The sequence below is a fragment of the Nocardioides pini genome, from assembly GCF_026712185.1.
GTDB lineage: Bacteria > Actinomycetota > Actinomycetes > Propionibacteriales > Nocardioidaceae > Nocardioides > Nocardioides pini.
This window is the reverse complement of record NZ_JAPPUX010000005.1, coordinates 471190-495850: the sequence shown is the minus strand read 5'-3', so window position 1 is coordinate 495850 and position 24661 is coordinate 471190. Positions and strand designations below refer to the sequence as shown.

Sequence of the window (24661 nt, the reverse complement as noted above, 5' to 3'; positions counted from 1 at the left end):
GATCAGCGGCGGATCTTCCTGCTCTGGGCACGTGAATCGGGACTAGACTCTTGTTCGTCGCGAACAAAACAACCCCCCAGGAGCCGCGATGTCTGGCCGAGACGTGCGCCCCGCCACACAAATGGAGACCGTGGTCGGTCTCGACCCGACCGTGGCCGAGGCGCTGCGCTCGCGGCTCGCCGAGGTCGCGGACCGGGTCGTCCTCACCATCATCGACGAGGTCCCCAGCTATGCCGGCGCGTTCAGCGGGCGGATGGGCGAGGTGATCCGCAACGCGGTCCAGCTCGCGCTCGGCGGCTTCCTGACCCTGGCGACCCGGGAGGTCGGCAAGGCGCCCCCGAAGGCCCCCGCGATCGAGGGCGCCTACCAGCTCGGCCGGGGCGAGGCCCGCAGCGGACGCACGGTCGAGGCGCTGCTCGCGGCCTACCGCGTCGGCGCCCGCACCTCCTGGCGCGACATGGCCGACGCGGCGGTGGAGGCCGGGATCGAGGCCGAGCAGCTCGCCCGCTTCGCGGAGCTGGTCTTCGCCTACATCGACGAGCTGTCGGCCGCCTCGGTCGCCGGGCACACCGACGAGCTCGAGAGCAGCGGCCGCGTCCGCCAGCGCAACCTCGAGCGCCTCGCCCGCGCCCTGCTCACCGGCGCCCCGGCCGACGCCGTCAGCGCCGCGGCCGAGCGCGCCGACTGGGAGCCGCCCGCCGTGCTGACGGCGGTGGTGCTGCCCGAGTCGCAGGTCTCGCACGCCCTGACCGCGCTCGACCCGCGCACGCTCCAGCCCACCGACGACGTGGCCGGCCTGCCCGAGGGCCACGCCCTCCTTCTCTTCCCCAGCACCGGGTCGGCGACCGCGCGGCGCACGCTGCTGCAGTCCCTGCGCGGCACGGACGCCGTCGTCGGCCCCGGCGTGACCTGGCTGGAGGCGCTGGCGTCGTACCGCCGGGCGCTGCGCTGTGCCGCCCTGGGTGTCGAGGGCCTCGTCGACTCCGAGGAGCACCTCGCCGCGCTCGTGCTGGCCGCCGACCCCTCCGCCCGCGACGACCTGCGCGCACGCGTGCTCGCCCCGCTCGCCGAGCTGCGTCCGTCGACCGCCGAGAAGCTGACCGACACGCTCCGCAGCTGGCTCCTCAACCACGGCCGCCGCGACGCGGTCGCCGAGGAGCTGTTCGTCCACGCCCAGACCGTGCGCTACCGCGTGGGCCAGCTCCGGGAGATCTACGGCGACCGGCTCGAGGACCCGGCCTTCGTGCTCGACGCGACGCTCGCGCTCGCCTGAAGCTCCGCCCGCGGCCCTTGTAACGCCGGGTTACGGGTGGTACCCACGGTGGAGCACCCCCGTGGGTACCCGCAGTAACCCGGCGTTACCGCCGGACAGCCGGGCAGCCCGGGCATTCAGGAGCGGGAGTACGCCGTCGCGCCGGCGACCCAGGTCTCGACCACGTGGTCGGCGAAGGACCTCAGGCGCGTGGCGTGCTCGCGGTCCGACGCCCCGTCGAGGGGGTCGGCGTCGAGGAGCACCAGGTCGGCCGGGTGCCCGGCCGCGACGGTGCCCCAGCCGTCGGTCGAGGCCACGAGGGCCTCCCGGGCGGTGATCGACTGCTCAGGGTGCCACGGCTCGCGGTCGTCGCCGGAGCGGTGGACCGCGCTGGCGATGGCCAGCCACGGGTCCAGCGGCGAGACCGGGGCGTCGGAGCCGAGGACGACGTCGACACCGTCGTCGAGCATCCACCGCAGGGGGAAGCAGCGCTCCGCGCGGCCGGGCCAGAGCCGCTCGGTGACGTCGCGGTCGTCGAGCAGGTGCGCGGGCTGCACGCTCGCGCGGACGCCGAGGCGCGCCATGCGGCGTACGTCGTCGCGGGTCGTGAGCTGCACGTGCTCGATGCCGCCGCGGGCGCCGGTGTCCTCGAAGGCGGCGAGCGCCTCGGTGACCGCGCGGTCGCCGATGGCGTGCACCGCGACCTCGAGCCCACCGGCCGCGGCGCGGGCCAGCAGCCCCCGGAGCTCGTCCGGGCTCTGGTTGGGCTGCCCCTCCTCGAAGCCGGGGACGGCCTTCTCCGCGTAGGGCTCGCAGCACCAGGCGGTGCGGGTGTTGAGCGAGCCGTCGCTGATGATCTTGAGCGGCCCCATCGTCAGGCGCGGGTCGTCGGCGAGCGGGTCACCGGAGCGCAGGCCGCGGGCCAGGACGTCGTCCAGACCGTCGGCGTAGCACGCGTGCCGGATCCGCAGCAGGTCGGCGCCGCCGCCCCACCGCTCGACCCAGTCGGCGACGCCGCCGCTGAACTCGAGGTCGACGAGCCCCACCACGCCCTGCGCGGCCGCGGCCTCCATCGAGCGCCGGTAGGCGTCGGGGCCGGTGCCGTCCTGGCCGAGCACGGACGCCAGCCGGCCGTAGGCCATGAACCACTCGGCCTCGCTGACCACGCTGTCGCGGATCGGCAGGGCGAGCGCGTGGAGCGCGACGGTGTTGAGCCAGCCGTGGTGCCCGTCGCCGGCGATCAGGACGATCGGCTGGTCGGAGCCGATGGCGTCGAGGTCCGAGACCGTGGGATTGTCCGGCCACGCGGTCGGGCGGTGCCCCCACCCGATGACGGGCAGGTCGGGCCACTCCTCGAGCCTCTGCCGCACGAGCGCGACGGCCTCGGCGCTGGACCGGGCGGGGCCGAGGTCGAGGCGCGCGGACGCGAGCGTCCACTGGCCGAGGTGGACGTGCTGGTCCCAGAGCCCGGGCGCCAGCCAGCGCCCGCCGGCGTCGTACGACGTCTCCTCGCCGCGCAGGGACGCACCGACCTCGACCACGCGACCGCCGTCGAGGCGTACGTCGACGAGTCCCGGGACGGCCTCAGTGACGGCGACGAGGCGGGCGTTGCGGATGAGCACGAGGCCACCGTAGGAGGTGGGGCTCACCGCTCGGCGGCGACCCCGCCCACCCACACCGCCGTGGGCCGCGAGAGCGCGGTGACGTCGGCGGAGACGTCGCCGTCGACGACGAGCAGGTCGGCGAGCCGACCGGTCGCGAGGCGGCCGGCGTCGACGCCGCAGTCCTCGGCGGCGACGGAGGTGGCGGTCGCCAGGGCCTCGTCGACCGGCCAGCCCCCGACCACGAGCTCGCCGATCGAGCGCCACAGGTGCCCGTGCGGCTTGGCGGGCATCGCTCCTGCGTCGAGCCCGGAGACGACGCGGATGCCGTGGGCGCGCAGCACACCGGCGTTGCGCGCCACCTGCGCGAAGTGCTCGTCGCGATCGGTGATGCCGAGGCGCGCGAGCATCTCGAGGATGTGCGGCGGCATCGCCGACACCGGCGGGAACCGGGAGGGGTCGTTGCCCAGGGTCGGGCACACGGTGGCCCCGGCGGCCGCGACCCGGGCCAGGAGCTCGGGCGACGCCCCGGCCCCGCCCTCGTCGAGGCAGGTGAAGTGCTCGATCCCGTCGGCGCCGGCCGCGAGCGCGACCTCCGCACCGGCGACGGAGTGGGTGTGGGCGACGACCCGGAGCCCGGCTGCGTGGGCGGCGTCGACCATCGTGCGCAGCGGCGCGACGTCGAACTGGGCGCCGAGCTGGTCGCTACCCGGCGTCAGGAAGCCCCCGCTCGCCATCACCTTCACCAGGTCGACACCCCGCTCGACCCGCTGCGCGATCGCGCCGTGCAGCGCCGCGGGGTCGTCGGTGTCGATGTCGCCGCCGAGGAAGTGGCAGTGCCCCAGCGGGATCGTGATCGGCGGGCCCGCGGCCACCACCCGCGGCAGCCCCTCACCCTCCCGGCCCCGGTGGTGGAGCACGCGGTAGTCGACGTCGCCGAGGTCGCGGACGGTGGTCACCCCCGCCGCGACCTGCGCGCGCAGGCTGGCCGTCACCACCCCGTCCACCGCCTCGGGCGCGGCCGTGCCAGCCCACTCCAGGCTCCCGGGTGTCCCGGGGAAGGCCCCCGACGCGACGAGGTGGACGTGGCAGTCGACGAGGCCGGGCAGGAGGGTGCCGTCGACGTCGGTGACCGGTACGTCGTCCGGCGGGCGGAAGCCGCCCGGCTCCACGCCGACGATGCGGTCACCCTCCACGAGCACCGTCGCGCCGCCCGGCAGGAACCGCTCCCCGTCGAACGCCCGTCCTGCCCGCAACGCCCACCGCGTGACCATCTCCCGATGGTGCGCCCGGGCGGCCGACGGCGCACCGGCGCGGCTCGCTGGACCAGACCACCCGCCCGGCTGACATGATGAGGGGGTGGAGTGGCGGGGGCCTGCGGTACTGGTCGTGCTCCTGGCGATCGGAGCCGGGGGCGGCTACGCCGCGTCCGCGCAGAGCCGCGAGGGCTCCATCGGCTCGGGCGTGGCCGCGCCGGTGCCCGCTCGGGCACCGGAGATGCCGGTCGAGGCACCCAAGCCGCCCGTCCCCGACCCGACCGACCCGCCCCTCGAGCCCGGCATCGCGATGGCGCCGCAGAAGGTCGGCACCGGCAAGTTCGAGATCACCTTCCCCGCGCCCGCCGGGTGGAGCACCAACGCCAACGCCAGCAACGAGTGGAAGTGGAAGCGGCCCGGCACGTCCAACAACACCTACGTGATGCGGATCGAGCAGATCAACAGCCAGGACATCACCATCGAGGACGCCATCAACATCCGCATCGAGCGGCTGCGCGACGAGCAGGACGACGTCGTGATCGTCGACCGCGGCGCCGAGACGCTCGAGTACACCTACCGCAGCAACGAGGGCAACGCCCGGCACAGCTTCATGCGCTGGCTCGACCTCGACGCCAGCGGCCAGGCCGACGTCGAGATCGTGGTCCACGGCCGCGAGCGCGACGTCCCGGGGACGCGCGACCTGATCCGCAGGGTGGCCGAGGGGATGCAGGGCTCGGGCGGCGGGCCCGTCGGTTGAGCCCACCTCCCCCGGGCTAGGTTGTCGCCGTGAACTGGCGGGGGACGGCAGTGCTCGCGCTGCTGCTCGCCATCGGGGTCGCGGCGGGGTTCGGCGCGTCCTGGGTGCTCGGCGAGAACCCGACCGGCGACGGCACGGCCGTGCCGGTGCCCGCCTCGCCCAGCCTGCCCGTCGACCCCGTTCCCGAGCTGCTGCCCGATCCCCGCACCCCGGCGCTCGCGGAGGGGATACCCCTGGAGCCGCAGACGGTCGGTGCGGGCGACTTCCGCATGACGCTGCCGGTGCCGAAGGGCTGGTCGTTCTCCGAGAACTCGCTCAACGAGTGGCAGTGGCGACCGCCCGACCAGCCCGACTTCGGCTACGTCCTGCGGGTCGAGCAGGTGCTGAGCAACCGCCGCTCGATCGAGTGGACGCTCGACCGCCGCGTGGACGAGCTCCGTGAGGACGAGAGCAACGTCGAGGTGCTCGGGCAGACCAGGGACAGCCTGCACTTCTCCTTCGTCACCTCCAACCACCTGCGCCACGGCCACCTGCGGTGGCTCGACCTGACCGGCGGCGACAACGCCCAGGTCGAGATCGCGGTCACCGGCCGCGAGGCCGACGACCCGGGCATGGCCAGCCTCATCGCCCGGGTGGGGTCGGGCATCCGGCTCGGCTGACCGGACTGGTTGCGGCGCGCCTCAGAGGCCCGAGGCCCGCACGGAGTCGAGCACCCGCCTGGCGGTGGGGCTGTCATCGGCGCGGATCTGGATCCAGAGCAGCTGGTTCTGGTTGACCCGGACGATGCGCTCGACCATGAAGTCGACGCCGGGGCAGCCGCTGAAGAAGACGGTCATGAACTGGTCGCCCTCCTTCTCGTCGAAGTAGGGCCCGCGCTGGATCGGGCACGCGGCGTGGCCCGGCACGCGCGAGGGCAGCTTGTCGCCCGGGAGGACGCCGACGAAGACGCCCTCGCCGGGCTCGTCGTCGGAGTTCCAGCCCGACCGGGTGCCGGCCGCGATGGACGCCTGCTCGGGCCGGTCCTCGAAGGGGACCCACTGCTCGGGGTCGACCTGCCTGGTCCAGGAATCGGGCACGGTCACGAAGATCGCGCCGGTCACGTCCTTGACCGTGCGCTCGGAGGTCCCGGTGCGCTCGAGCGCCCACCCGGCGCCGGTCCCCGTGAGCAGGGCCAGGACGGCCGCCGCGACCCACGGCCACCGGCGATGGCGCCGCTGCGACCGGACCGGGCCACCGGCCGTCCCGGTCCTCGCGCCGGTCGACGGGCCGGTCGACGGGCCCAGCGTCTCGGTGCCGGCGGCCGCGCGCGTCAGCTCGGGGTCGGGCGGGATCCAGGCCGGCGGCGCCGCGTCCGCGGGCTCGCCGACGGCCTCCACGAGGGCCGCCGTGAACGCCGCGACGTCGGGGAACCGGTCGTCGCGGTCCTTGGCGAGGCCGCGGAGGACGACCTCCTCGACGGCGGGATCGTCGATCTCCATCGGCGGGGGCGGAGCAGGGTCCTCGGCGGCCGCGAGGCTGGCGTGGGCGTAGGGCTGCCGCCCGGTCAGCAGGTGGTAGCTCAGGGCGGCGAGCGAGAACTGGTCGGCGCGCGCGTCCAGCCCCTCGCCGAGGGCCTGCTCGGGCGCGACGTAGGAGGGCGTGCCGCCAGCCATCGTGAGCCGTGAGGACATGTCCATCGCCTTGCCCAGGCCGAGGTCGCCGAGCATCGCCACGATGTGCGCGCCCCGCCCGTTCTCCACGGTGCGGAACAGCACGTTGGCGGGCTTGACGTCGCGGTGCAGCACCCCGCGGTCGTGGAGGGCGGTCAGCCCGCGACCGACCTGGGTGATCACCGACACCGCCTGCGGGCGCGTCAGGGGCGAGAGCTCGATGAGGTCGGCCAGCGTGCCCTGGTCGGCGTACGCCATCACGAGGTAGGGGCGCTCGTCCTCCAGCTCGCCTGCGTCGTAGACGGTCACGACGTGCGGCGACTCGACCTTGCGGAGGAAGCGGCCCTCCTCCAGGAAGCGCTGGCGGATGTGGTGGTCGCCGCTCCAGTTGTCCGCCAGGACCTTGATCGCGACGGCGCTGTCGAGGTGCTCGTCGTAGGCCAGCCACACGGTCGCGAACGCTCCCGAGCCGATGCGGCGGCGCACCGGGTAACGACCGAGGCGGGAGGGAGCGGACACCCGGGCATTATCGTGCAGGCGTGGACTATTCGGGGGACCCGGGCGACGCGTTGGCGCCGGACGACATCGACGACCTCGCGCGACGCGCCCAGGACGGCGACCGTGACGCGCTCGAGCTGCTGCTCGCCGCGGTGCGGCCGCGGGTGCTCAACATCTGCCGCGGGGTGCTCCCGTACTCCGGGGACGCCGAGGACGCCTGCCAGGAGGCGCTGCTCAACGTCGCCACCAAGATCGCCTCGTGGGGCGGCCGCGGCCGGTTCACCACCTGGCTGCACATCGTGTCGGTCAACAGCGCCCGCACGACGTACCGCCGGCTGAAGAACCTCGCCACCCCGACCGACTTCGAGGACGGCACGCACGACCGTCCCGACCCGCGCACCACCAGCGTCATCGCCGGCACGCGGCTCGACCTGCTCGAGGCGATGGACACCATCGAGAAGGACCACCCGCAGTACGTCGAGCCGCTGCTGCTGCGCGACGTCTACGGCCTGCCCTACGACGAGATCGCCGTGCTGGTCGACGCACCGCTCGGCACCGTCAAGGCCCAGATCCACCACGGCCGCAAGCTCGCCCGGCCGCTGCTGCGCGGTGAGCCGTGACGCCCCGCCGCCTGCGCGGCGCGGTGGCGACGGTCCTGTCGCTCTCCGTCCTGGCCGGGTGCTCGGACGGGGCTGCTCCCGACGAGCCCGCGGACACGCCGTCCGCGGCCGCGTCGTCGGACGGGACGGCACCGGAGAGCCCGGCTCCCGGCAGCGAGTCACCCGCCGCAGGAGGCCCCGACGACCCGTCCGGTCCGGTGGTGGGCGAGCCGGTCGAGCCCGACCTCGATCTCGCCGTGTCGACCCCGCGGGAGGACAGCGTCTACCCCGCGGTCGGCGACCCCCGGGTGGACGCGCTCCACTACGGACTCGACCTCACCTGGGACCCCGACGCCGAGCGGCTGCGGGGCGAGGCGGTCGTCACCTTCCGTGCGGCCCGCACCGCGCGGCGCTTCCAGCTCGACCTCGGGGCGCCCCTCACCGTCGGCAGGGTCGCGCTCGACGGCGAGCCGATCCGCTTCGCCAGGGTCGGCAAGGACCTCGTGCTGAGGGCACCGATCGAGGAGGACCAGCGCTACGAGCTCAGCCTCGACTACGTCGGCACGCCCGAGCCCGCTCCGGCCCCGACCACGCGCGCCGACTTCAGCACGACCGGCTTCACCGTGACCCCGGACGGGGAGGTGTGGACGATGCAGGAGCCCTACGGCGCCTACACCTGGTACCCCGTCAACGACCAGCCGTCCGACAAGGCGCTCTACGACATCACCGTCCACGCCCCGCGGCGGTGGACCGGCATCTCCAACGGCGAGCTCACGGAGCTCACGAGCGACGCGCGGGGCACGACGACCTCCTGGCAGCTCGACGAGCCGGCGTCGTCGTACCTCGTCACGCTCGCGATCGGCCGCTACGAGCACAGCAGCAACACCTCCGACAGCGGCCTGCGGGTGGACTACTGGACGCCGCGCGATCTCAGGCGACCGCTCGACTCGATCCGGACCGCCGCCGCCAGCGTGGACTGGATCGAGGCACGGCTCGGCGACTACCCGTTCGACTCCCTGGGCCTGGTCGTCACCGACTCGCAGAGCGCGATGGAGACCCAGGCGATGGTCACGCTCGGCACCAACGACTACGTCTTCTCGCCGCAGGTGGTCGCCCACGAGCTCGTGCACCAGTGGTACGGCGACCAGGTCTCGCCGTCCGACTGGCGCGACGTGTGGCTCAACGAGGGCATGACGATGCTGCTGCAGTGGGTCTACGAGGACGAGCACGACATCCGGCCGCTCCGCCAGAGCCTGCGCAGCGCCCGCGCCGTCGACCAGCAGCTCCGCGACGCGTACGGGCCGCCCGGCGCCTACGACCCGCGCCAGTTCGGCAGCTCGAACATCTACTACACGCCGGCGCTCATGTGGAACGAGCTGCGCGAGGACCTCGGCGACGACGAGTTCTACGCCCTCGCCCGCTCCTGGCTGGCCGACAACGACAACACCTCGGTCTCCCGCGAGCAGATCTACGACCACTGGGAGGCGGAGACCGGGCGCGAGCTCTCGGCGTTCTTCGACCGGTGGATCATGGGCCGACGCACGCCCGCGCCCGGGGTGCCGCAGGGCTGAGGCCTCCGCGGGTCAGGTCACCTTCTTCCCCGCCGAGGTCTTGACCACCGTCGCCAGCCCCGCCTTCGCGTAGGTCACCTTCACGCTGACCTTCCTGCCCTTGTCGGCCGCCGTGAGCTTGTACGTCGCCTTGGTCGCGGCCTTGATCTTCTTGCCGTTGCGCAGCCACTGGTACGTCACCGTGACGCCTGCCGGCGAGACGGTGCCGATGACGGCCTTGAGCTTCTTGCCGACCTTGAAGGTGCCGCTCGCCTTGGGCGTCGGGCACGTGATCACCGCAGGCGCAGGTGCCGGCGGGGGCGGCGGGACCGGCGTCGGCGTCGGGGTGGGGGTCGGCGTCGGCGTCGGCGTCGGGGTGGGCGTCGGGGTAGGCGTCGGCGTCGGCGTCGGCGTCGGCGTCGGGACCACAGCAGCCACGGCGGACGTCTGTGCCGAGGTCGCAGCGGCACTCGTCCACCCGGACTTCGAGGCCATGACCCGCACCGACAGCTTCTTGCCCACGTCGCCGGCCACCGGCGTGTAGCCACTGGACGTCGCCCCCGCGATCGCGGTGCCGTCGGCCAGCCACTGGAACGCGAACGTGGCGTCCGAGGGGTTCCACGTGCCACTGGTCGCGGTCAGCGCCTGGCCCACGTCGGGTGTGGTGTCGCTGATGGCCGGCAGGGCGGTGTTGAAGATCGACGGCAGCACCACCGCAGACGTCTGCGCCGAGGTCACACTGGCACTCGTCCACCCGGACTTCGACGCCGTGACCCGCACCGAGAGCTTCTTCCCCACGTCACCGGCCGCCGGCGTGTAGCCGCTGGTCGTCGCACCCGCGATCGCGGTGCCGTCGGCCAGCCACTGGTAGGTGAACGTGGCGTCGGCCGGCGTCCAGGCGCCGGACGTGGCCGTCAGTGGCTCGCCCACCGTCGGCGTGGGGTCGCTGATGGATGGGGCGACGGTGTTGTAGATCGTCGTGGTCTCCACCACCGCAGCGGTCTCGGCCGAGGTCGCGGAGCCGGGCAGGTGCTCGGCCTTCGACCCGGTGACCCGGACGGACAGCTTCTTGCCGAGCTGCCCCGCCGGGACCTGGTAGGTCTTCGAGGTGGCCCCCGCGATGTCGGTCCCGTCCGAGCGCCACTGGTAGGCGAAGGTGAGGCCGTCGGGGGTCCAGGTGCCGTCGGTGGCCGTGAGCACCTGGCCGACCTCGGGGGTCGGGTTGCTGATCGTCGGCAGCGCGGTGTTGGTCACCTGTGGTTGCGGTCCGACGGCCGACGTGGCGGCCGAGGTGGCGCTCGCGGTCACGAAGCCGGCCTTCGAGGCCGTCACCCGCACCGCCAGCACCTTGCCGAGGTCTCCGGCAGCGACCGTGTACGCCGCCGTGGTGGCGCCCGCGATGGGCGTGCCGTCGGCGAGCCACTGGTAGGCGTAGCTGCCGTCGGAGGGGTTCCACGTGCCCGGGGTCGCGGTGAGCGACTGCGCCACTGCGGGCGTGGTGTCACTGATGGTCGGCGGTGCCGTGCTCGTCATGGTGGGCGGCACAGGCACTGCCGCGGTGGCCGCCGACGTGGCGCTCGCGCTGGTGAAGCCGGCCCTGGACGCGGTCACCCGCACCGCGATCGTCTTCCCGACGTCGCCTGCGACCACGGTGTAGCTGCTCGTCGTCGCGCCAGGGACGGGGCTGCCACCGGCGAGCCACTGGTAGGCGTAGCTGCCGTCGGACGGCGTCCAGGTGCCGGCGGTGGCGGTGAGCGTCTGGCCCACGTCGGGGGTGGCGTCGCTGATCGTCGGCAGCGTGTTGTTGACCATCGGCGGCGCGTCGGGCGGGCCGACGACGAGGTCGTTGGGCACGGCCGTGCTCGTCGCGCGGGTCGCCGACACCCCGACGGCGCTCCCCGCCGACGGCGAGAGCGTGCCTGCGCCGTCGTACCACGACGTGGTGTCGCCGCAGCCGCCCCCGACGACCCGGAGCAGGTAGCTGCCCGTGGTGAGGCCGGGGACGACGAAGGTGCCATCGGCGCCGGAGGGGCGCGAGTCGCGCGTGACCCGGGACCCGTCGCTGCTGTAGGCCGTCACGACGCAGCCGGCGACGGGGTTCAACGACGTGTCCCGCACCCGGCCGGTGAACCGCCCGCCCTCGACCAGGACGGCGCTGACGCCCGGCTGGGTGGCGGCGGCCGCGAGGGTGAACGTCTGCGAGGTGCCCACGCCAAGGTGCTCCGCCTTGCCGTTGTAGAACTGCGCCTCCGCGACGTCGTAGCCCGGGTCGCGGGCGAACTCGGCACGGTAGGTGCCGGGGACCAGGTTGCTGACCGAGTAGGCGTTGGTGTGGGCGTTCACCGCGGCGCTGCCCGCGAACGCGCCGGTCGTGGCGTCGCGGACGACGACCCGGCTGTCCCAGCCGGAGAGCCGCTGCGGGAAGGTCACCGTGCCCGTGACGGTGGCGCCGTCGTCGAGGACGGCGTCTATCCCCGTCACGTCGGTGGCGGTGCCGAGGACGACCGTGCCGGCTGCTGCCTGCGTGGCCGCGTTGTTCCACCACTCCGAGACGCGGTTGTCGTACGCCGAGATGCTCACCTTGTAGGTGCCGGAGGGCAGGTGGGCTCGGTAGACCCCGTCGGCGTCGGTGCTGTCGGAGTCGACGAAGGCGTAGCCACCGCCCAGCTGCAGCTGGTAGAAGGACACGCTCGCGGTGTCGATGGCTCCACCCACGCCGGTGACCGTGCCCGTGATCGCCCGGCCCCTCGCCAGGGTCGCGTCCACCGTCAGGGGCGCGGCGTTCGACAGCGTGACCGGGGTGGCGGACGCCAGGTCGGGCTTGTCGAGGTGGAACTCCGGGATCAGTCGGTACGACTCGAAGCGGACCTTGTAGCTGCCCGCGGGCAGGGTGTCGATGACGTAGTCACCGTCGGAGCCGGTGAAGTCGCTGGCCAGGACCTGCGCCGACGCGAGGTCGGTGGCAGCCGCCGGGTAGACACGCACCTGTGCCGAGACAGGTCCGTCCGGTCCGGACACCCGTCCCCTGAGGACCGCGGCGGCAGCCAGCTGGGCGTTGATCGATCCCACGTCGGAGGCGGAGACCACCACGGCCTGGGCGGCGCCGGCGGTGGCGGCGTCGTTCCACCACTCCGCGAGGTACCCGCTGTGCTGGAACTCGATCCGGTAGGTGCCGGGACGGACGTAGGCCGTCCACGTGCCCGTGGCGGTGGTGGTCGCGTCGGTGTAGTAGTCCCAGTAGAAGCCGCCTTCGCCGTCGTCGTACCTGGCCTCGACGGTGACGTCGGCGCCGGACAGGGGCGAGCCGGTAGGTCCGGTGACCGCGCCGGAGATCGTCCGGGCCGCGGCCAGGGTGGCGTCGGCGGTCACCGTGCTGCCGGTCCCGACGACGATGCGGTCCGCGGTCGCGAGGGAGGGCTTGTCGTTCCAGTACTCCGTCACGAACCGGTCGGCGCCGATCTCGACGACGTAGGTGCCGGGCAGCAGGGAGTCGACGGACCACGCGCCGGTCGGGCTCGAGGAGGCGTAGTCCACGTCCTCGAAGTCGCCGGGGGCGACCTCGCGGTAGACGGTGACGTAGGCGTCGTCGAGGGGTCCCGACGGCCCGCTGACCGTGCCGCTGATCGTGCCGGCCCGCACCAGCGCGGCGTTCAGGCCCGTGCGGTTGCTGCCGTTCACGACCACAGGCGTGGCCGCAGCCTCGGTCGTGGCGCCCGAGTACCACTGGCCGAGGTAGCCGCTCCGTGAGAAGCGGACCCGGTAGGTGCCGTCGGGCACGCTGGCGCTCCACGTCCCGTCGGCCGGCGTGGTCAGGTCGGCCACGGAGCGCCACCTGACGTCGTCCTGCGTCTGCACCCGGCGCTCCACCTCGACGTCGACGCCACCGAGCGCCGCACCGCCGGCCGCGGCGGTGACGGTGCCGGACATCGTGCGCTGGTTGGAGGCGAGGGTGGCGTTGACGGTGGCGGTGCCGTTCAGCGCCACCGCGACGTCGTCGGCGAGCTCGACGTCGGCCTTGTCGAGGTTGAACTCCGGCGTCGTCCCGGTGGCCGTGAAGCCGGCGCGATAGTTGCCGGGGTTGAGGCCGGTGAGCGTGTACGCACCGCCGGCGGTCGTCAGCACCGAGCCGACTGGGACGAAGCTCGGGTTGGACCAGCGGTAGAGCCGGACGGTGGCCCCGGTGATGGCTCCCGAAGGTCCGCTCACGGTGCCGCTCACCCGGCCGTACCGGTCCAGGGCGATGTCCTTGCCGGTCTGGTCGGCACCGGCAGCGACGACGATCCTGGCCGGCCGGGTCGGGTTCGCCGGATCCGTGAACCAGCCGGACCGGTGCTCGTTGGCGGTGGCGGACACCCGGTAGGTGCCGGGTGCCACGTCCACCGAGTACGCACCGCCCGCCCCAGGTGTCGCGGAGCTGGAGAACGACCAGAAGGCACCGTCCGGACCGGTGAGCTTGCGGTAGACCGACACCGACGGACTGGCGAGGACGGCACCGGCGCGCGAGCTCACCGTGCCGGTGATCTTGCGTGCCGCCGCCAGCGCGAAGCTCGCGGTCGTGGTGCTGTTCTTCGCCGCCGTGATCGTGTCGGCCAGGAACACCTCGGGCTTGTCGTTCCAGCACTCCGGTGCGAGACCCGCAGCCGAGTCCACGCACACCCGGTACGGGCCGGGGGCCAGGCCGTCGAAGGCGTAGGCGCCACCGGCCGTGGTGCTCGTCGAGTCGTTCCAGCCCCAGCCCGAGGACGAGAAGCGGCTCGGCGTGTAGAGGACGACGCTCGCGCCGACGACGGCGCCCGAGGGCCCCGTGACGTTGCCGGAGATCTTGCCGCCGAGGTCGAGGGTCGCGTTGGCCGTGGCCGTCGCGCCCTGGGTGACGGCGATGTCGGTGGCGGTCTCGAGGGTGTCCTTGTCCTGGTAGTACTCGGGGAGGTAGCCACCGTTGCCGGAGGTCGAGAACTGCAGCCGGTAGGTGCCGGTGCGCAGCCCGTCGACGGCGTACGCGCCGGAGCTGTCGGAGAAGCCGCTCCCGGACATCTGCCAGGTGCCACCCACGAGGCGGTACGCCGTCACCGACACGCTGGGGATCCCGGTGCTGCCGGCGTTGCGGACGAGTCCGGAGATCTTGCCGCCCGTGGTGAGCGCGGCGTTGATGTTCGTGACCGCGGACTGCGCGACCTGGAGCTGCTGCGCGTTGTCGGCGTCGAGGGCGTCGTTGTAGTACTCGGTGAGGTAGCCCGTCGCCGCGAAGCGAATGCGGGTCAGGCCGGCCGGCACGCGGAGCGTGTACGTGCCGTCCGCTGCGGTGGAGGCGAAGTCGACCTCGTCCCAGAAGGTGTCACCGAACTGGGTGACCTGCTGCTCGGCGGTCACGCTGGCGTTGGCGAGGTTGGCGCCGCCGGTGCCCGTCACGCGGCCTGAGACGGGTGTCAGCGCGGCGAGCGTGGCGTCGACCTGCTGGACGGCCCCGGCGACCACGGTGACGTCGTCCGCGGTCGAGACCGAGGTCTTGTTGTTCCAGAACTCCGCCGTGTGGCCGACCGCGCTGAAGCGCAGGCGGTAGGCCTTCGGCGCGAGACCGGCGAACGTGTAGTGACCGGTCGCGTCCGTGCTGGCGAAGGCCGTCGAGAACCAGAAGTCGTCCTCCGCGTCGTACTCGTAGGCGGTGACGTCGGCGCCCTCGAGCGGTCCTCCCGGGCCGCTCACCGTGCCGGCGATGACGGGTGGCGCCACCAGCTGGAGGTCGGCGAACTCCCCGAAGTCCGGGTCGACCACGATCGCGTCGGCGGCGGAGAGGCTGGTCGCGCCGTCGTAGAACACCGTGCCCACGCCGGCCTTGGTGGCGCCCACGTAGTACGTGCCGTCGAGGCCGTCGAACTCGTAGGTCCCGTCGGCACCGGTGACCTGCGGGCTGCCCACCGCGACCTTCGACGCGTTGTAGAGCGTGACCGTCGCACCGGAGGCCTCGACGAAGTCGGGGTCGAAGACGGTGCCGGTGATGGTCCCCGCATCCCCGGGCGCCGCATGGGCCGCGGAGAGCGGCGACACCACGACCGCCAGGACGAGGAGGACGAGGCCGACGAGGCCTCCTGCACGGTGTGACTCTCGAGCGACCACAGCGATCTCCGAACAGGCGTGGCCCGAGCCTGGTGGACAGCGGATTGAACCGTGGACCAGCGCAGGCGCCGTCAGGAATCCCTTGATGGGGAATTACCCACCGTGGTGTACCCGCTTCCTACCCCTGCCGGTGACCTGCGCGCGACCCGACCGTCGCAACGCATGGCCTAACCTCGCTCAATGAGCGAACGGTTGAGTGCCCACGACCTCATCGACCTCGTCCTCGACGAGGGCTCGTGGTCCTCCTGGGACACCCCGCCGTCGCGTGACGGCGTCAGCGAGGAGTACGCCGCCGAGCTGGCCGCCGCGGCCGAGAAGTCCGGCGTCGACGAGTCGGTCCTGACCGGCGAGGCGCAGATGCACGGGCGACGCATCGCCGTGCTGGTGGGCGAGTTCGGCTTCCTGGCCGGGTCGATCGGGCGGGCTGCGGCCGACCGGATCGTTGCGGGCATCGAGCGCGCGACCCGCGAGGGCCTGCCGCTCGTCGCCGCACCCGTGAGCGGCGGCACCCGCATGCAGGAAGGCACGCCGGCGTTCGTGCAGATGGTGCGGATCTCGGCCGCCGTCGCCGCCCACCGCACCGCCGGCCTGCCCTACCTCGTCTACCTCCGCCACCCCACCACCGGCGGCGTGATGGCGTCGTGGGGCTCGCTCGGCCACGTCACCGTCGCCGAGCCGGGCGCGCTCGTCGGCTTCCTCGGCCCTCGGGTCTACGAGGCGCTCTACGAGCGTCCCTTCCCCGAGGGCGTGCAGACCTCGGAGAACCTCTACGCCCGCGGCATCATCGACGCCGTCCTGCCGCCCGAGGAGATCAAGGAGATCCTCGACCGCGCGCTCAGCATCCTCATGGCCGCCCGCGAGGGGGTGGCCCCGGTCGCCGACCCGGGACAGGAGGACGTGCCGGACGTCGACACGTGGGACTGCGTGACCCGGTCGCGGCGCCCGGACCGGCCGGGCGTACGACGGCTGCTGCGCTACGCCGCCAGCGACGTCGTACCCCTCAACGGGACCGGGCAGGGCGAGCGCGACCCGGGGCTGCTGATCGCGCTCGCGCGCTTCGGCGAGGCGCCGTGCGTCTTCCTCGGCCAGGACCGCCGCGGCCAGACGACCGACCACCCGATGGGGCCGGAGGCGCTCCGCGAGGCGAGGCGCGGGATGCGGCTGGCCTCCGAGCTCGGGCTGCCGCTCGTGACCGTCATCGACACCCAGGGCGCGGCCCTGTCCGCCGACGCCGAGAACGGCGGGCTCGCCGGGGAGATCGCGCGCTCCCTGGCCGACCTCGTCACGCTCGACGCACCCACGCTGTGCCTGATGCTCGGCGAGGGCAACGGCGGCGGGGCACTCGCGCTTCTGCCCGCCGACCGGGTCGTGGCGGCGCAGCACGCGTGGCTGTCACCGCTGCCGCCCGAGGGCGCCTCCGCGATCGTGCACCGCGACCTCGACCACGCCGCCGAGATGGCGCGGGCCCAGCAGGTGCGGGCCATCGACCTCCACCGCCTGGGCGTGGTCGACCGGATCGTCACCGAGCACCCCGACGCGGCGGACGAGCCCGAGGACTTCTGCCGGCGCGTCGGCGCGGTGCTCGAGCACGAGCTCACCGCGCTCCTGGCCTCCGGCCCCGGCTCGGCCGAGGACCGGGCGCGGCGCTACGCCTGAGGCGTCGTCGTCCGCTGGGCGGTGTGTGAGCCACCTTCCGCGCGTGCGGAACGTGGCTGGCTCACCGCTCCTCGGCGTCCTCCGGCGTGTCGTCCGGCGCGTCGTCCTGCTGCTCCTCCGAGGCCTCGGCCGGCGTGTGCGACTCCGCGCGCGCGGCGTCCGCGACGGGGTCGCCGTGCGGGGAGGTGGCCGAGGCGTCCGGCGCGTCGGGCAGGGCCACGCCCGGCACGGTGCCGGTGAGCGTCGCGAGCATCTGCCGGACGTTGGACAGCTGGGCGTTGATGCTGTCGCGGCGCTGGGCCGCGGCGGCGAGCTCGCGCTCGGACTCGGCGCGCACGCGGTCGGCGGAGGCCCGGGCCTCCGAGACCATCGTCGTCGAGCGCTCCTCGGCGTCGGCCAGCATCCGGGCGATGCGCTCCTCGGCCTCGACGCGGTTGCGCTCGAGGGTGGCCTCGGTGTCCTTGTTGCGCGCGGCCATCGCGTCGAGCTCGGCCTGGATGGCGGCCTGCTGGGCCTGGAACTCGGCCGTGGCCTTCTGGCGGCGCTCGGCCAGCGTGGTCTCGAAGTCGGCGGCGGCCTGCGCGGCCTTGGCGCGCTGGTCCTCGTAGAGGGCCTCGGCCTCGGCACGGCGCGCGGACGCGTCGCGCTCGGCTGCGTCACGCTCCCCGTCGGCGGCCTTGCGGGCGTCGGCGAGCACGCGGGCGCCCTCGGCGTCGGCGTCGCGGCGGGTGTCCTCGGCGTAGCGGTCGGCGTCGGCCCGGAGCGCACCGACCTCCTGCTCGGCCTCCTTGCGCATCGTCTCGACCTCCCCGAGGACCCGGTCGCGGATCTCGGCGGCCTCGGCCTCGGCGAGGGCGAGGATCTGCCCGACGCGCTCACCGAGGTGTGCGTACGTCGGCGCCTCCGGCTGCTGCGACTCCCGGGCGACGAGCGCCTCGCGGGACGCCGCGGCCTCGTTGCGTGCCTTCTCGGCAGCCGCCTCGGCCGCCTCGAGCCGGCTGCGGAGGTCGGCGACCTCCGCCTGCGCCTGGCCCACGGCGCGCTCGACCTCGGCGGGGTCGTAGCCGCGGCGAACGGTCGTGAACATCTCTTCAGGCATCGGGGGTCTCCTGGCTGGGCGGGGTTGAGTGGGGTGGCGTGGGGTCGTGCGGGGCATCGGTGCCCGCGGGGTCGGCCTGCCCGCGCTCGGGCACGGAGAGTGCCGCGATGACGCCGGACAGCTGGCCGAGCTCGGCCGCGATGGTGTCGCGCTGCTCCTTGAGCTGGGCGATCTCGGCCCGGGCGCGCTCGAGCGCGCGGCGGGCGCTCTCCCGCAGCTGGTCGGCCTCGGCGCGGCCCTCGGCGACGAGCGCGACGGACTCCTCGCGCGCACGCCGGCGATCCTCGGCCGCATCGGCCCTGCTGCGGGTGACCTCCTCGGCGACGAGCGCACGGAGGCTGGCGGCACCGGTCTCGGCCTCGGCCCGGCGGCGCTCGAGGCGCTCGACCGCCCGCTCGGACTCGTCGGTGGCGTCGGCGACGATGCGGGCGGCCTCGGCCTCGGCCCGCTCGAGCGCGGCCCGGGCCTCGGCCTTGCGTTCGGCCGCCATCGTGCTGGCGTCCTGGGTGATCTCGTCAGCCCGTTGCTTGGCCTCCGCGAGCTCGAGCGCCATCCGGCCGTTGACCGCGGCGATGACGCCGTGGGCGCGCTGCCGGGCGAGCCGCGCGTGGTCGCCGGCCTCGGCGTGGGCGGCCTTCCGGATCGAGTCGGCCTCGGTGGCCGCACCGGCGAGCACCGACTCCACGGTCTGCGTGGCCCAAGCGGTCTGCTCCGCGGCGTGGCGCAGCTTCTCCTCGCTCTCGGCACGCGCGGCAGCCAGCACCTCCTCCGCTGCCCGCCGCATCTGGTCGACCTCCGCGCCCGTCGTACGGCGCAGCTCCTCGACGTGCAGCGCGGCCTCGTCGCGCATCCGGGCGGACTCCGTGGACGCACTGGCACGCAGCGACTCGGCCTCAGCGGTGGCGGAGTCGAGGTGCTGCTGGCCGGTGGTGCGCGCCTCCTCGACGAGACGGGCGGCCGCTTCCTGCGCACCGGCGAGCGTGGCCTCGGCCTCCGCCCGCGCGGCTTCCAGCAGCTCGGCCTTCTCGCCGGCCGCGGTGTCGCGCAGCTCCTGCGCCTCGGCCCGCAGCGCGGCCGCGTCGTCCCTGGCCTGCGCGCGGAGCTTGGCGCTCTCGGTCCTGGCGGCCTCGACCTGCTGGTCGCGGGCACCCTCGGCGGACCTCATCAGGAGCGCGGACTGCTCGTTGGCGTCCACGACGATGGTGGCGGCCTCCTGGGACGCGCCGGCGAGCACCTCCTCGGCCTGCTTGCGGGCCCGGCCGGCCTCCGCACGGTCGCGCTCGGCCTCGACCTTGAGCAGGCGGGCCTGCTCGCGCAGGGTGGCGAGGTCGCCCGTGAGGCGCTCGGCCTCCTCCCGCGCCTCCCGCACCAGCTGGTCGGCCACCTGCTGCGCGCGTGCCAGGAGGGCAGCAGTGGTGGGGGGCTCGCCGGAAGCAGCCGTGGCGGCGTCCTGAGCCATCCGCACACTCCTCTTCTCACCCTTACGGAGGGGCCAGTGTCTCAGCCCGCACCTCGTGGTGACAAAGGGAGGCCCCCGTTTGCGCCCACAGCGAACCGCCCTTGTCGCACGCTGCACCGAGGCGGTGGAGTGCACGCATGAAGCTCCTCGTGCTCGGCGGCACCCGGTTCCTGTCCCGCGAGGTCGCGACGCAGGCGGTGGCACGCGGCTGGGACGTCACCTGCGCCTGCCGCGGCGCGTCCGGACCCGTGCCGGAGGGCGCCACCCACCTGCCGTGGGACCGCGCCGATGCGCCGCCGGCCGCGGTGGCCGACGGCGGGTGGGACGCCGTGGTCGACGTGACGCGACTGCCGTCCCAGGCCCGCAGCGCGGTCGCCGCGACGTCGTACGCCCACTGGGTCTTCGTGTCCACCGTCAGCGTCTACGCCGACAACTCCTCGCCCGCGATGGAGCCGCTGCTCGAGCCGATCACGGACGACGTGGACCTGGCGGTGGACCCCGAGGCGTACGGCGGGATGAAGGTGGCCTGCGAGCAGGCCGTGCGGTCGGGGGCGTCCTCGTCGGTGGTCGCGCGTCCCGGCCTCATCGTGGGCCCCGGTGATCCCACCGGCCGCTTCGCCTACTGGCCGCAGCGCCTGGCCCGGGGCGGCGAGGTGCTCGCGCCCGGACGCCCCGAGGACGTCGTGCAGGTCATCGACGTGCGCGACCTCGCCGCGTGGCTGCTCGTGCTGGCCGAGTCGCGGACGACGGGGACGTACGACGCCGTGGGCGAGCCCATGGCGCTCGGCGACCTGCTGGCGCAGGTGGCGGCCGGTGTCGGCGATGCGGACCCGCGGCTGACCTGGGTCGACAGCGCCTTCCTGGAGGGCCAGGGGGTGGCGCCCTGGGCCGGCGAGGACTCGCTGCCCCTGTGGCTGCCGCGACCGGAGTACGACGGCATGCTCGCGCACGACCCCGGTCCGGCCGTCTCGGCCGGGCTGCGGCTCCGGCCCGTGGCGGAGACCGCCCCGGGGTGCCTCGACTCCCCCGTCACCGCGCTCACGCCCGAGCGTGAGGCCGAGGTGCTGGCGGCCTGGCACGCCCGCTGACCACGCGCCGACCGGGCACTTCCTCGCGCTGACACGCGCCGACCGGGCACTTCCTCGCGCTGTACCGCGAGGAAGTGCCCGGTCGGCGTTGTCTACCGCGAGGAAGTGCCCGGTCGGTCAGAAGAGCAGGGCCGTGCCCGGGTCCTGCAGCATCCCGGCCACGTCGGCGAGGAAGCGCGAGCCCTTCTCGCCATCGATGTGGCGGTGGTCGAACGACAGCGCCAGCGTGGTGACGTCGCGGACGACGATCTCGCCGGTCTCCTCGTCGACCCACGGACGCTTGTTGATCGCGCCGAAGCAGAGGATCGCGGACTCGCCCGGGTTGATGATCGGCGTGCCGGCGTCGACGCCGAAGACGCCGACGTTGGTGATCGTGAAGGTGCCGCCCGCCATCTCCGCCGGCTGCGTCTTGCCGTCGCGCGCGGTGGCGGTGAGCTCGCCGAGCGCCTGCGCGAGCTCGGTCATCGAGAGCGAGTCGGCGTCCTTGACGTTGGGCACCACCAGGCCGCGCGGCGTGGCGGCCGCGATGCCGAGGTTGACGTAGTGCTTGTAGACGACCTCCTGCGCCTGCTCGTCCCAGTAGGAGTTGATCTCCGGGGTGCGCTTCATCGCCAGGATGACGGCGCGGGCGAGGACGAGCAGCGGGCTGACCCGGGTGTCGCGGAACTCGGGGCGCTTCTTCAGCCGCGCGACGAGCTGCATCGCTGCGGTGACGTCGACGGTGATCCACTCGGTGACGTGCGGGCTGGTGAACGCCGACTGGCTCATCGCCGTCGCCATCATCTTGCGCACGCCCTTGATCGGCTCGCGGGTCTCGCGCTCGCGCGGTGCGTCATACGAAGGCGCACCAGTGGGTGCGGGAACGGATGACGCAGCGGCGGCCGCCGAGCCGGACGCCGAGCCGTTGGCCGCGGACTGGACGTCGTCCCGCGTGATCGAGCCCGACGGGCCGGAGCCGGTGAGGGTCGTCAGGTCGACGCCGAGGTCCTTGGCGAGCTTGCGCACCGGCGGCTTCGCCAGGGCGCGTACGACACCGGGCTCCTGCGCCGCGGCCGGGACGAGCGCCTCAGCCGGCGCGGGCTGCGCCGCCCGCTGGTCGGTGGCCGGCACGGGGGGCTCGTCGGCGGGCATGACCTCGTCGGACTGGGCGCCGCCGGGGGCGAAGGCCCCCTGCACCTGCATCTGGGTCTGCGCACCGGCGACCGTGCTCGGCGAGGCAGAGCCGCGGCGGGCGCGGCGCATCGGCCCACGCTCGGCCTTGATCCGGCCGACGAGGGACGCGCCCTCCATCGATCCGGACGCGGCCGGGTTGGACAGGTCGATCTCGGCCGGGTCGACCTGGGCGGCCGCCTCGGCGGCACCGGCCTTCTCGGCCATGCCGAGGTAGGGGTCGGACTCGGTCTGCTCGGTCGGCGCGGTCGGAGCCGACGGCTCCTCACCGGGAGCGCCGATCGAGATGATCGGGGTGCCGACGGGGACGGTCTCGCCCTCGGGGACGAGCAGCGCGAGGACGGTGCCCTCGAAGGGTGACGGCAGCTCGACGAGCGACTTGGCGGTCTCGATCTCGACGATCACGTCGTTGATCTCGATCGTGTCGCCGACCTTGACCTTCCAGGCGACGATCTCGGCCTCGGTCAGGCCCTCGCCGACGTCGGGAAGAAGGAACTCAGACATCAGGATCCTTTCGGAGCCGGGTCTCGTGACGGTCGCTGCGCGACGTCCTCGACCGACGGCGGTGTGTCAGTAGGCGAAGGTGCGGTCGACGGCGTCCAGGACCCGGTCGAGGTCGGGGAGGTACTCCTCCTCGATCCGCGAGGGCGGGTAGGGCGTGTCGAACGCGCCGACGCGCAGGACCGGGGCCTCGAGGGAGTAGAAGCACTCCTCGGTGACCCGGGCGGCGAGCTCGGCACCCATGCCGAGGTTGACGTGGGCCTCGTGGGTCACGACGCAGCGGCCGGTGCGGCGTACGGACTCGTAGACCGGGGCCATGTCGAGCGGCGAGAGGGTGCGCAGGTCGATGACCTCGAGGCTGCGGCCCTCGGACTCGGCGGCCTCGGCGCACTTGAGCGCGGTCTTCACGGTCGGGCCGTAGGCCAGCACGGTGGCGTCGCTGCCGGCGCGCACCACGCGCGAGGTGAAGAGCGGCTCGGGCGTGGCCGTCTCGTCGAGCTCGGCCTTGTCGGCGTGGTACTGCCGCTTGGGCTCGAGGAAGATGACCGGGTCGTCGTGGGCGATCGCCTGCTGGATCATCCAGTAGCCGTCGACCGGGTTGGAGCAGGCCACCACCTTGAGGCCCGGCGTGTGCGCGAACTGCGCCTCCGGGCTCTCGGAGTGGTGCTCGACCGCGCCGATGCCACCGCCGAAGGGGATGCGGATGACGATCGGCATCTTCACCTTGCCCTGCGAGCGGTAGGTGTACTTCGCGACCTGGCACACGATCTGGTCGTAGGCGGGGTAGACGAAGCCGTCGAACTGGATCTCCACGACGGGGCGGTAGCCGCGCAGCGCCATGCCGACCGCGGTGCCGACGATGCCGGACTCCGCGAGCGGGCTGTCGATGACGCGGTCCTCGCCGAAGTCCTTCTGCAGGCCGTCGGTGATGCGGAAGACGCCGCCGAGCTTGCCGACGTCCTCGCCCATGAGCAGGACCTTGTCGTCGTCCTCCATCGCCTTGCGCAGGCCCATGTTGAGGCCCTTGGCGAGGGTGATCTTCTGCGTGCTCATCAGGAGTGGCTCCCCTCGAACGAAGCGAGGTAGGCGGCGAACTCGTCGCGCTGGGCGGCGATCTCGTCGGTCATCTCGCTGAAGACGTAGCCGAACTGGTCGAGCGGCTTGGGGTCGGGCAGCGCCTTGCAGCCCTCGCGGAGGTGGTGGCCCAGCTCCTTGGCCTCGGCGTCGAGGTCGTCGAAGAACTCCTGGTCGACGAGGCCGTTGCGGCGCAGGTAGACCTTGAGCCGCTCGATCGGGTCCTTGAGCTTCCAGTGCTCGAGCTCGTCGTTGAGGCGGTAGCGGGTCGGGTCGTCGGTCGTGGTGTGCGCGCCCATCCGGTAGGTGTAGGCCTCGACGAACGACGGACCGTTGCCCTCGCGCGCCCGCTGCAGCGCAGCCTTGGTGACGGCGTACGTCGCCAGCACGTCGTTGCCGTCGACGCGGATGCCCGGGAAGCCGAAGCCCAGCGCGCGCTGGTAGAGCGGGATGCGGGTCTGGCGCTCGATCGGCTCGGAGATGGCCCACTGGTTGTTCTGGCAGAAGAACACGACGGGGGCGTTGTAGGAGGCGGCGAAGATGAACGCCTCGTTGACGTCGCCCTGCGAGGACGCGCCGTCGCCGAAGTGGGCGATCACGGCCGCGTCGCGCTCCGGGTCGCCGGTCCCGACGACGCCGTCACGCTGCATGCCCATGGCGTAGCCGGTGGCGTGGAGGGTCTGCGCCCCGATGACGATCGTGTAGAGGCCGAAGTTGTTCTCGTTGGGGTCCCAGCCGCCCTGGTCGACGCCGCGGAACAGGCCGAGCAGCCGCAGCGGGTCGACGCCCTTGCAGTAGGCGACCCCGTGCTCGCGGTAGGTCGGGAAGACGTAGTCCTGGGGACGCAGGGCGCGGCCGGCGCCGATCTGCGCGGCCTCCTGGCCGAGCAGCTGGGCCCAGATGCCGAGCTCGCCGTGGCGCTGGAGCGCCGTGGCCTCGACGTCGATGCGCCGGGTGAGGACCATGTCGCGGTAGAGCCCGCGCAGCTCCTCGGCCGAGAAGTCGTGGTCGAACTCGGGGTGGTGCACGCGCTCGCCCTCGGGCGTGAGCAGCTGGACGAGGTCGGGTCCACCGTCGGACTGGGACGGTCCGAAGACGTCCGCCAGGTCGGGGCCGAAACTCACAGGATCGGACAACGCACTCTCCTCACAATCAGGCAGCGGCAGTCACGGGATCGCCGGACGCCGAGGCTTGCACACGTGGTCGTCGGCGTGTGTGACCCCGACCACAGGATGAGGCTCAAGGTATCGGCCGGAGCCTGACAGCACCAATCTGGGTGGGGTCCTCCGGCTCCGCCCGTACGGCGCCCCGGAGCACGCAGATGGGCCGGCGCCGACA

Annotated in this window: 16 protein-coding genes; 7 read left to right on the top strand and 9 right to left on the bottom strand. The window is 73.5% G+C overall.

What is annotated here, in order from left to right:
• Window positions 1-88: 88 nt before the first annotated feature.
• Window positions 89-1273: a helix-turn-helix domain-containing protein gene (locus NYO98_RS19215; RefSeq protein ID WP_268113414.1), complete on the top strand. Its 1185-nt coding sequence runs from the start codon at window positions 89-91 to the stop codon at window positions 1271-1273.
• A 116-nt stretch (window positions 1274-1389) separates the two neighbouring features.
• On the opposite strand, the gene NYO98_RS19210 is transcribed toward NYO98_RS19215, so the two are convergent.
• Together NYO98_RS19210 and NYO98_RS19205 are read right to left on the bottom strand one after the other, a co-directional pair.
• On the bottom strand, window positions 1390-2874 hold the full coding sequence (locus tag NYO98_RS19210; RefSeq protein WP_268113413.1) for an amidohydrolase: 1485 nt from the start codon (window positions 2872-2874) through the stop codon (window positions 1390-1392).
• A 23-nt stretch (window positions 2875-2897) separates the two neighbouring features.
• Window positions 2898-4127, bottom strand: a complete 1230-nt coding sequence (locus tag NYO98_RS19205; protein ID WP_268113412.1) for an amidohydrolase family protein — start codon at window positions 4125-4127, stop codon at window positions 2898-2900.
• Window positions 4128-4212: 85 nt separating this feature from the next.
• Between NYO98_RS19205 and NYO98_RS19200 the strand changes: the two genes are divergently transcribed.
• Both NYO98_RS19200 and NYO98_RS19195 read left to right on the top strand, forming a co-directional pair.
• Window positions 4213-4866 carry a hypothetical protein gene (locus NYO98_RS19200; protein WP_268113411.1) on the top strand — a complete coding sequence of 218 codons (654 nt, stop codon included), beginning with the start codon at window positions 4213-4215 and terminating at the stop codon, window positions 4864-4866.
• A gap of 29 nt (window positions 4867-4895) precedes the next feature.
• Entirely contained in the window at window positions 4896-5525 is a 630-nt protein-coding gene (locus tag NYO98_RS19195) for a hypothetical protein (RefSeq protein ID WP_268113410.1), read from the top strand.
• A 21-nt stretch (window positions 5526-5546) separates the two neighbouring features.
• On the opposite strand, the gene NYO98_RS19190 is transcribed toward NYO98_RS19195, so the two are convergent.
• Complete coding sequence (locus tag NYO98_RS19190) at window positions 5547-7034, bottom strand: serine/threonine-protein kinase (protein ID WP_268113409.1); 1488 nt, start codon at window positions 7032-7034, stop codon at window positions 5547-5549.
• A gap of 20 nt (window positions 7035-7054) precedes the next feature.
• Between NYO98_RS19190 and NYO98_RS19185 the strand changes: the two genes are divergently transcribed.
• Window positions 7055-7633 (top strand): RNA polymerase sigma factor, encoded by a 579-nt coding sequence (locus tag NYO98_RS19185; RefSeq protein WP_268113408.1) that lies wholly within the window; start codon window positions 7055-7057, stop codon window positions 7631-7633.
• Complete coding sequence (locus tag NYO98_RS19180) at window positions 7630-9183, top strand: M1 family metallopeptidase (protein WP_268113407.1); 1554 nt, start codon at window positions 7630-7632, stop codon at window positions 9181-9183. Before NYO98_RS19185 ends, NYO98_RS19180 begins: the two co-directional genes overlap by 4 nt.
• Window positions 9184-9195: 12 nt before the next feature.
• Here the strand turns inward: NYO98_RS19180 and NYO98_RS19175 are convergent, their stop codons facing one another.
• Window positions 9196-15276 carry a carboxypeptidase regulatory-like domain-containing protein gene (locus tag NYO98_RS19175; RefSeq protein ID WP_268113406.1) on the bottom strand — a complete coding sequence of 2027 codons (6081 nt, stop codon included), beginning with the start codon at window positions 15274-15276 and terminating at the stop codon, window positions 9196-9198.
• Window positions 15277-15456: 180 nt separating this feature from the next.
• On the opposite strand from NYO98_RS19175, the gene NYO98_RS19170 reads away from it, so the two are divergent.
• Complete coding sequence (locus NYO98_RS19170; protein WP_268113405.1) at window positions 15457-16932, top strand: carboxyl transferase domain-containing protein; 1476 nt, start codon at window positions 15457-15459, stop codon at window positions 16930-16932.
• Window positions 16933-16993: 61 nt separating this feature from the next.
• Here NYO98_RS19170 and NYO98_RS19165 read toward each other — a convergent pair whose 3' ends face one another.
• Together NYO98_RS19165 and NYO98_RS19160 are read right to left on the bottom strand one after the other, a co-directional pair.
• Window positions 16994-18031, bottom strand: a complete 1038-nt coding sequence (locus tag NYO98_RS19165) for a hypothetical protein (protein WP_268113404.1) — start codon at window positions 18029-18031, stop codon at window positions 16994-16996.
• Complete coding sequence (locus NYO98_RS19160) at window positions 18024-19490, bottom strand: hypothetical protein (RefSeq protein WP_268113403.1); 1467 nt, start codon at window positions 19488-19490, stop codon at window positions 18024-18026. Before NYO98_RS19160 ends, NYO98_RS19165 begins: the two co-directional genes overlap by 8 nt.
• Before the next feature lie 137 nt (window positions 19491-19627).
• Between NYO98_RS19160 and NYO98_RS19155 the strand changes: the two genes are divergently transcribed.
• Window positions 19628-20578 carry an NAD-dependent epimerase/dehydratase family protein gene (locus NYO98_RS19155; RefSeq protein ID WP_268113402.1) on the top strand — a complete coding sequence of 317 codons (951 nt, stop codon included), beginning with the start codon at window positions 19628-19630 and terminating at the stop codon, window positions 20576-20578.
• A 117-nt stretch (window positions 20579-20695) separates the two neighbouring features.
• Here the strand turns inward: NYO98_RS19155 and NYO98_RS19150 are convergent, their stop codons facing one another.
• From NYO98_RS19150 to pdhA, 3 genes are all read right to left on the bottom strand, one after another.
• A complete protein-coding gene (locus NYO98_RS19150; protein WP_268113400.1) occupies window positions 20696-22252 on the bottom strand; it encodes a dihydrolipoamide acetyltransferase family protein in 1557 nt (518 codons plus the stop codon).
• A 66-nt stretch (window positions 22253-22318) separates the two neighbouring features.
• A complete protein-coding gene (locus NYO98_RS19145; protein ID WP_268113399.1) occupies window positions 22319-23302 on the bottom strand; it encodes an alpha-ketoacid dehydrogenase subunit beta in 984 nt (327 codons plus the stop codon).
• Window positions 23302-24459 carry a pyruvate dehydrogenase (acetyl-transferring) E1 component subunit alpha gene (gene pdhA / locus NYO98_RS19140; protein WP_268113398.1) on the bottom strand — a complete coding sequence of 386 codons (1158 nt, stop codon included), beginning with the start codon at window positions 24457-24459 and terminating at the stop codon, window positions 23302-23304. Before pdhA ends, NYO98_RS19145 begins: the two co-directional genes overlap by 1 nt.
• Window positions 24460-24661 lie beyond the last annotated feature (202 nt).

Coding starts and splice junctions, on each gene's coding strand:
- NYO98_RS19155 (WP_268113402.1), top strand. CDS start 19,628: ATGAAGCTCCTCGTGCTCGGCGGCACCCGGTTCCTGTCCCGCGAGGTC.
- NYO98_RS19170 (WP_268113405.1), top strand. CDS start 15,457: ATGAGCGAACGGTTGAGTGCCCACGACCTCATCGACCTCGTCCTCGAC.
- NYO98_RS19215 (WP_268113414.1), top strand. CDS start 89: ATGTCTGGCCGAGACGTGCGCCCCGCCACACAAATGGAGACCGTGGTC.
- NYO98_RS19150 (WP_268113400.1), bottom strand. CDS start 22,252: ATGTCTGAGTTCCTTCTTCCCGACGTCGGCGAGGGCCTGACCGAGGCC.
- NYO98_RS19165 (WP_268113404.1), bottom strand. CDS start 18,031: ATGCCTGAAGAGATGTTCACGACCGTTCGCCGCGGCTACGACCCCGCC.
- NYO98_RS19145 (WP_268113399.1), bottom strand. CDS start 23,302: ATGAGCACGCAGAAGATCACCCTCGCCAAGGGCCTCAACATGGGCCTG.
- NYO98_RS19205 (WP_268113412.1), bottom strand. CDS start 4,127: ATGGTCACGCGGTGGGCGTTGCGGGCAGGACGGGCGTTCGACGGGGAG.
- NYO98_RS19160 (WP_268113403.1), bottom strand. CDS start 19,490: ATGGCTCAGGACGCCGCCACGGCTGCTTCCGGCGAGCCCCCCACCACT.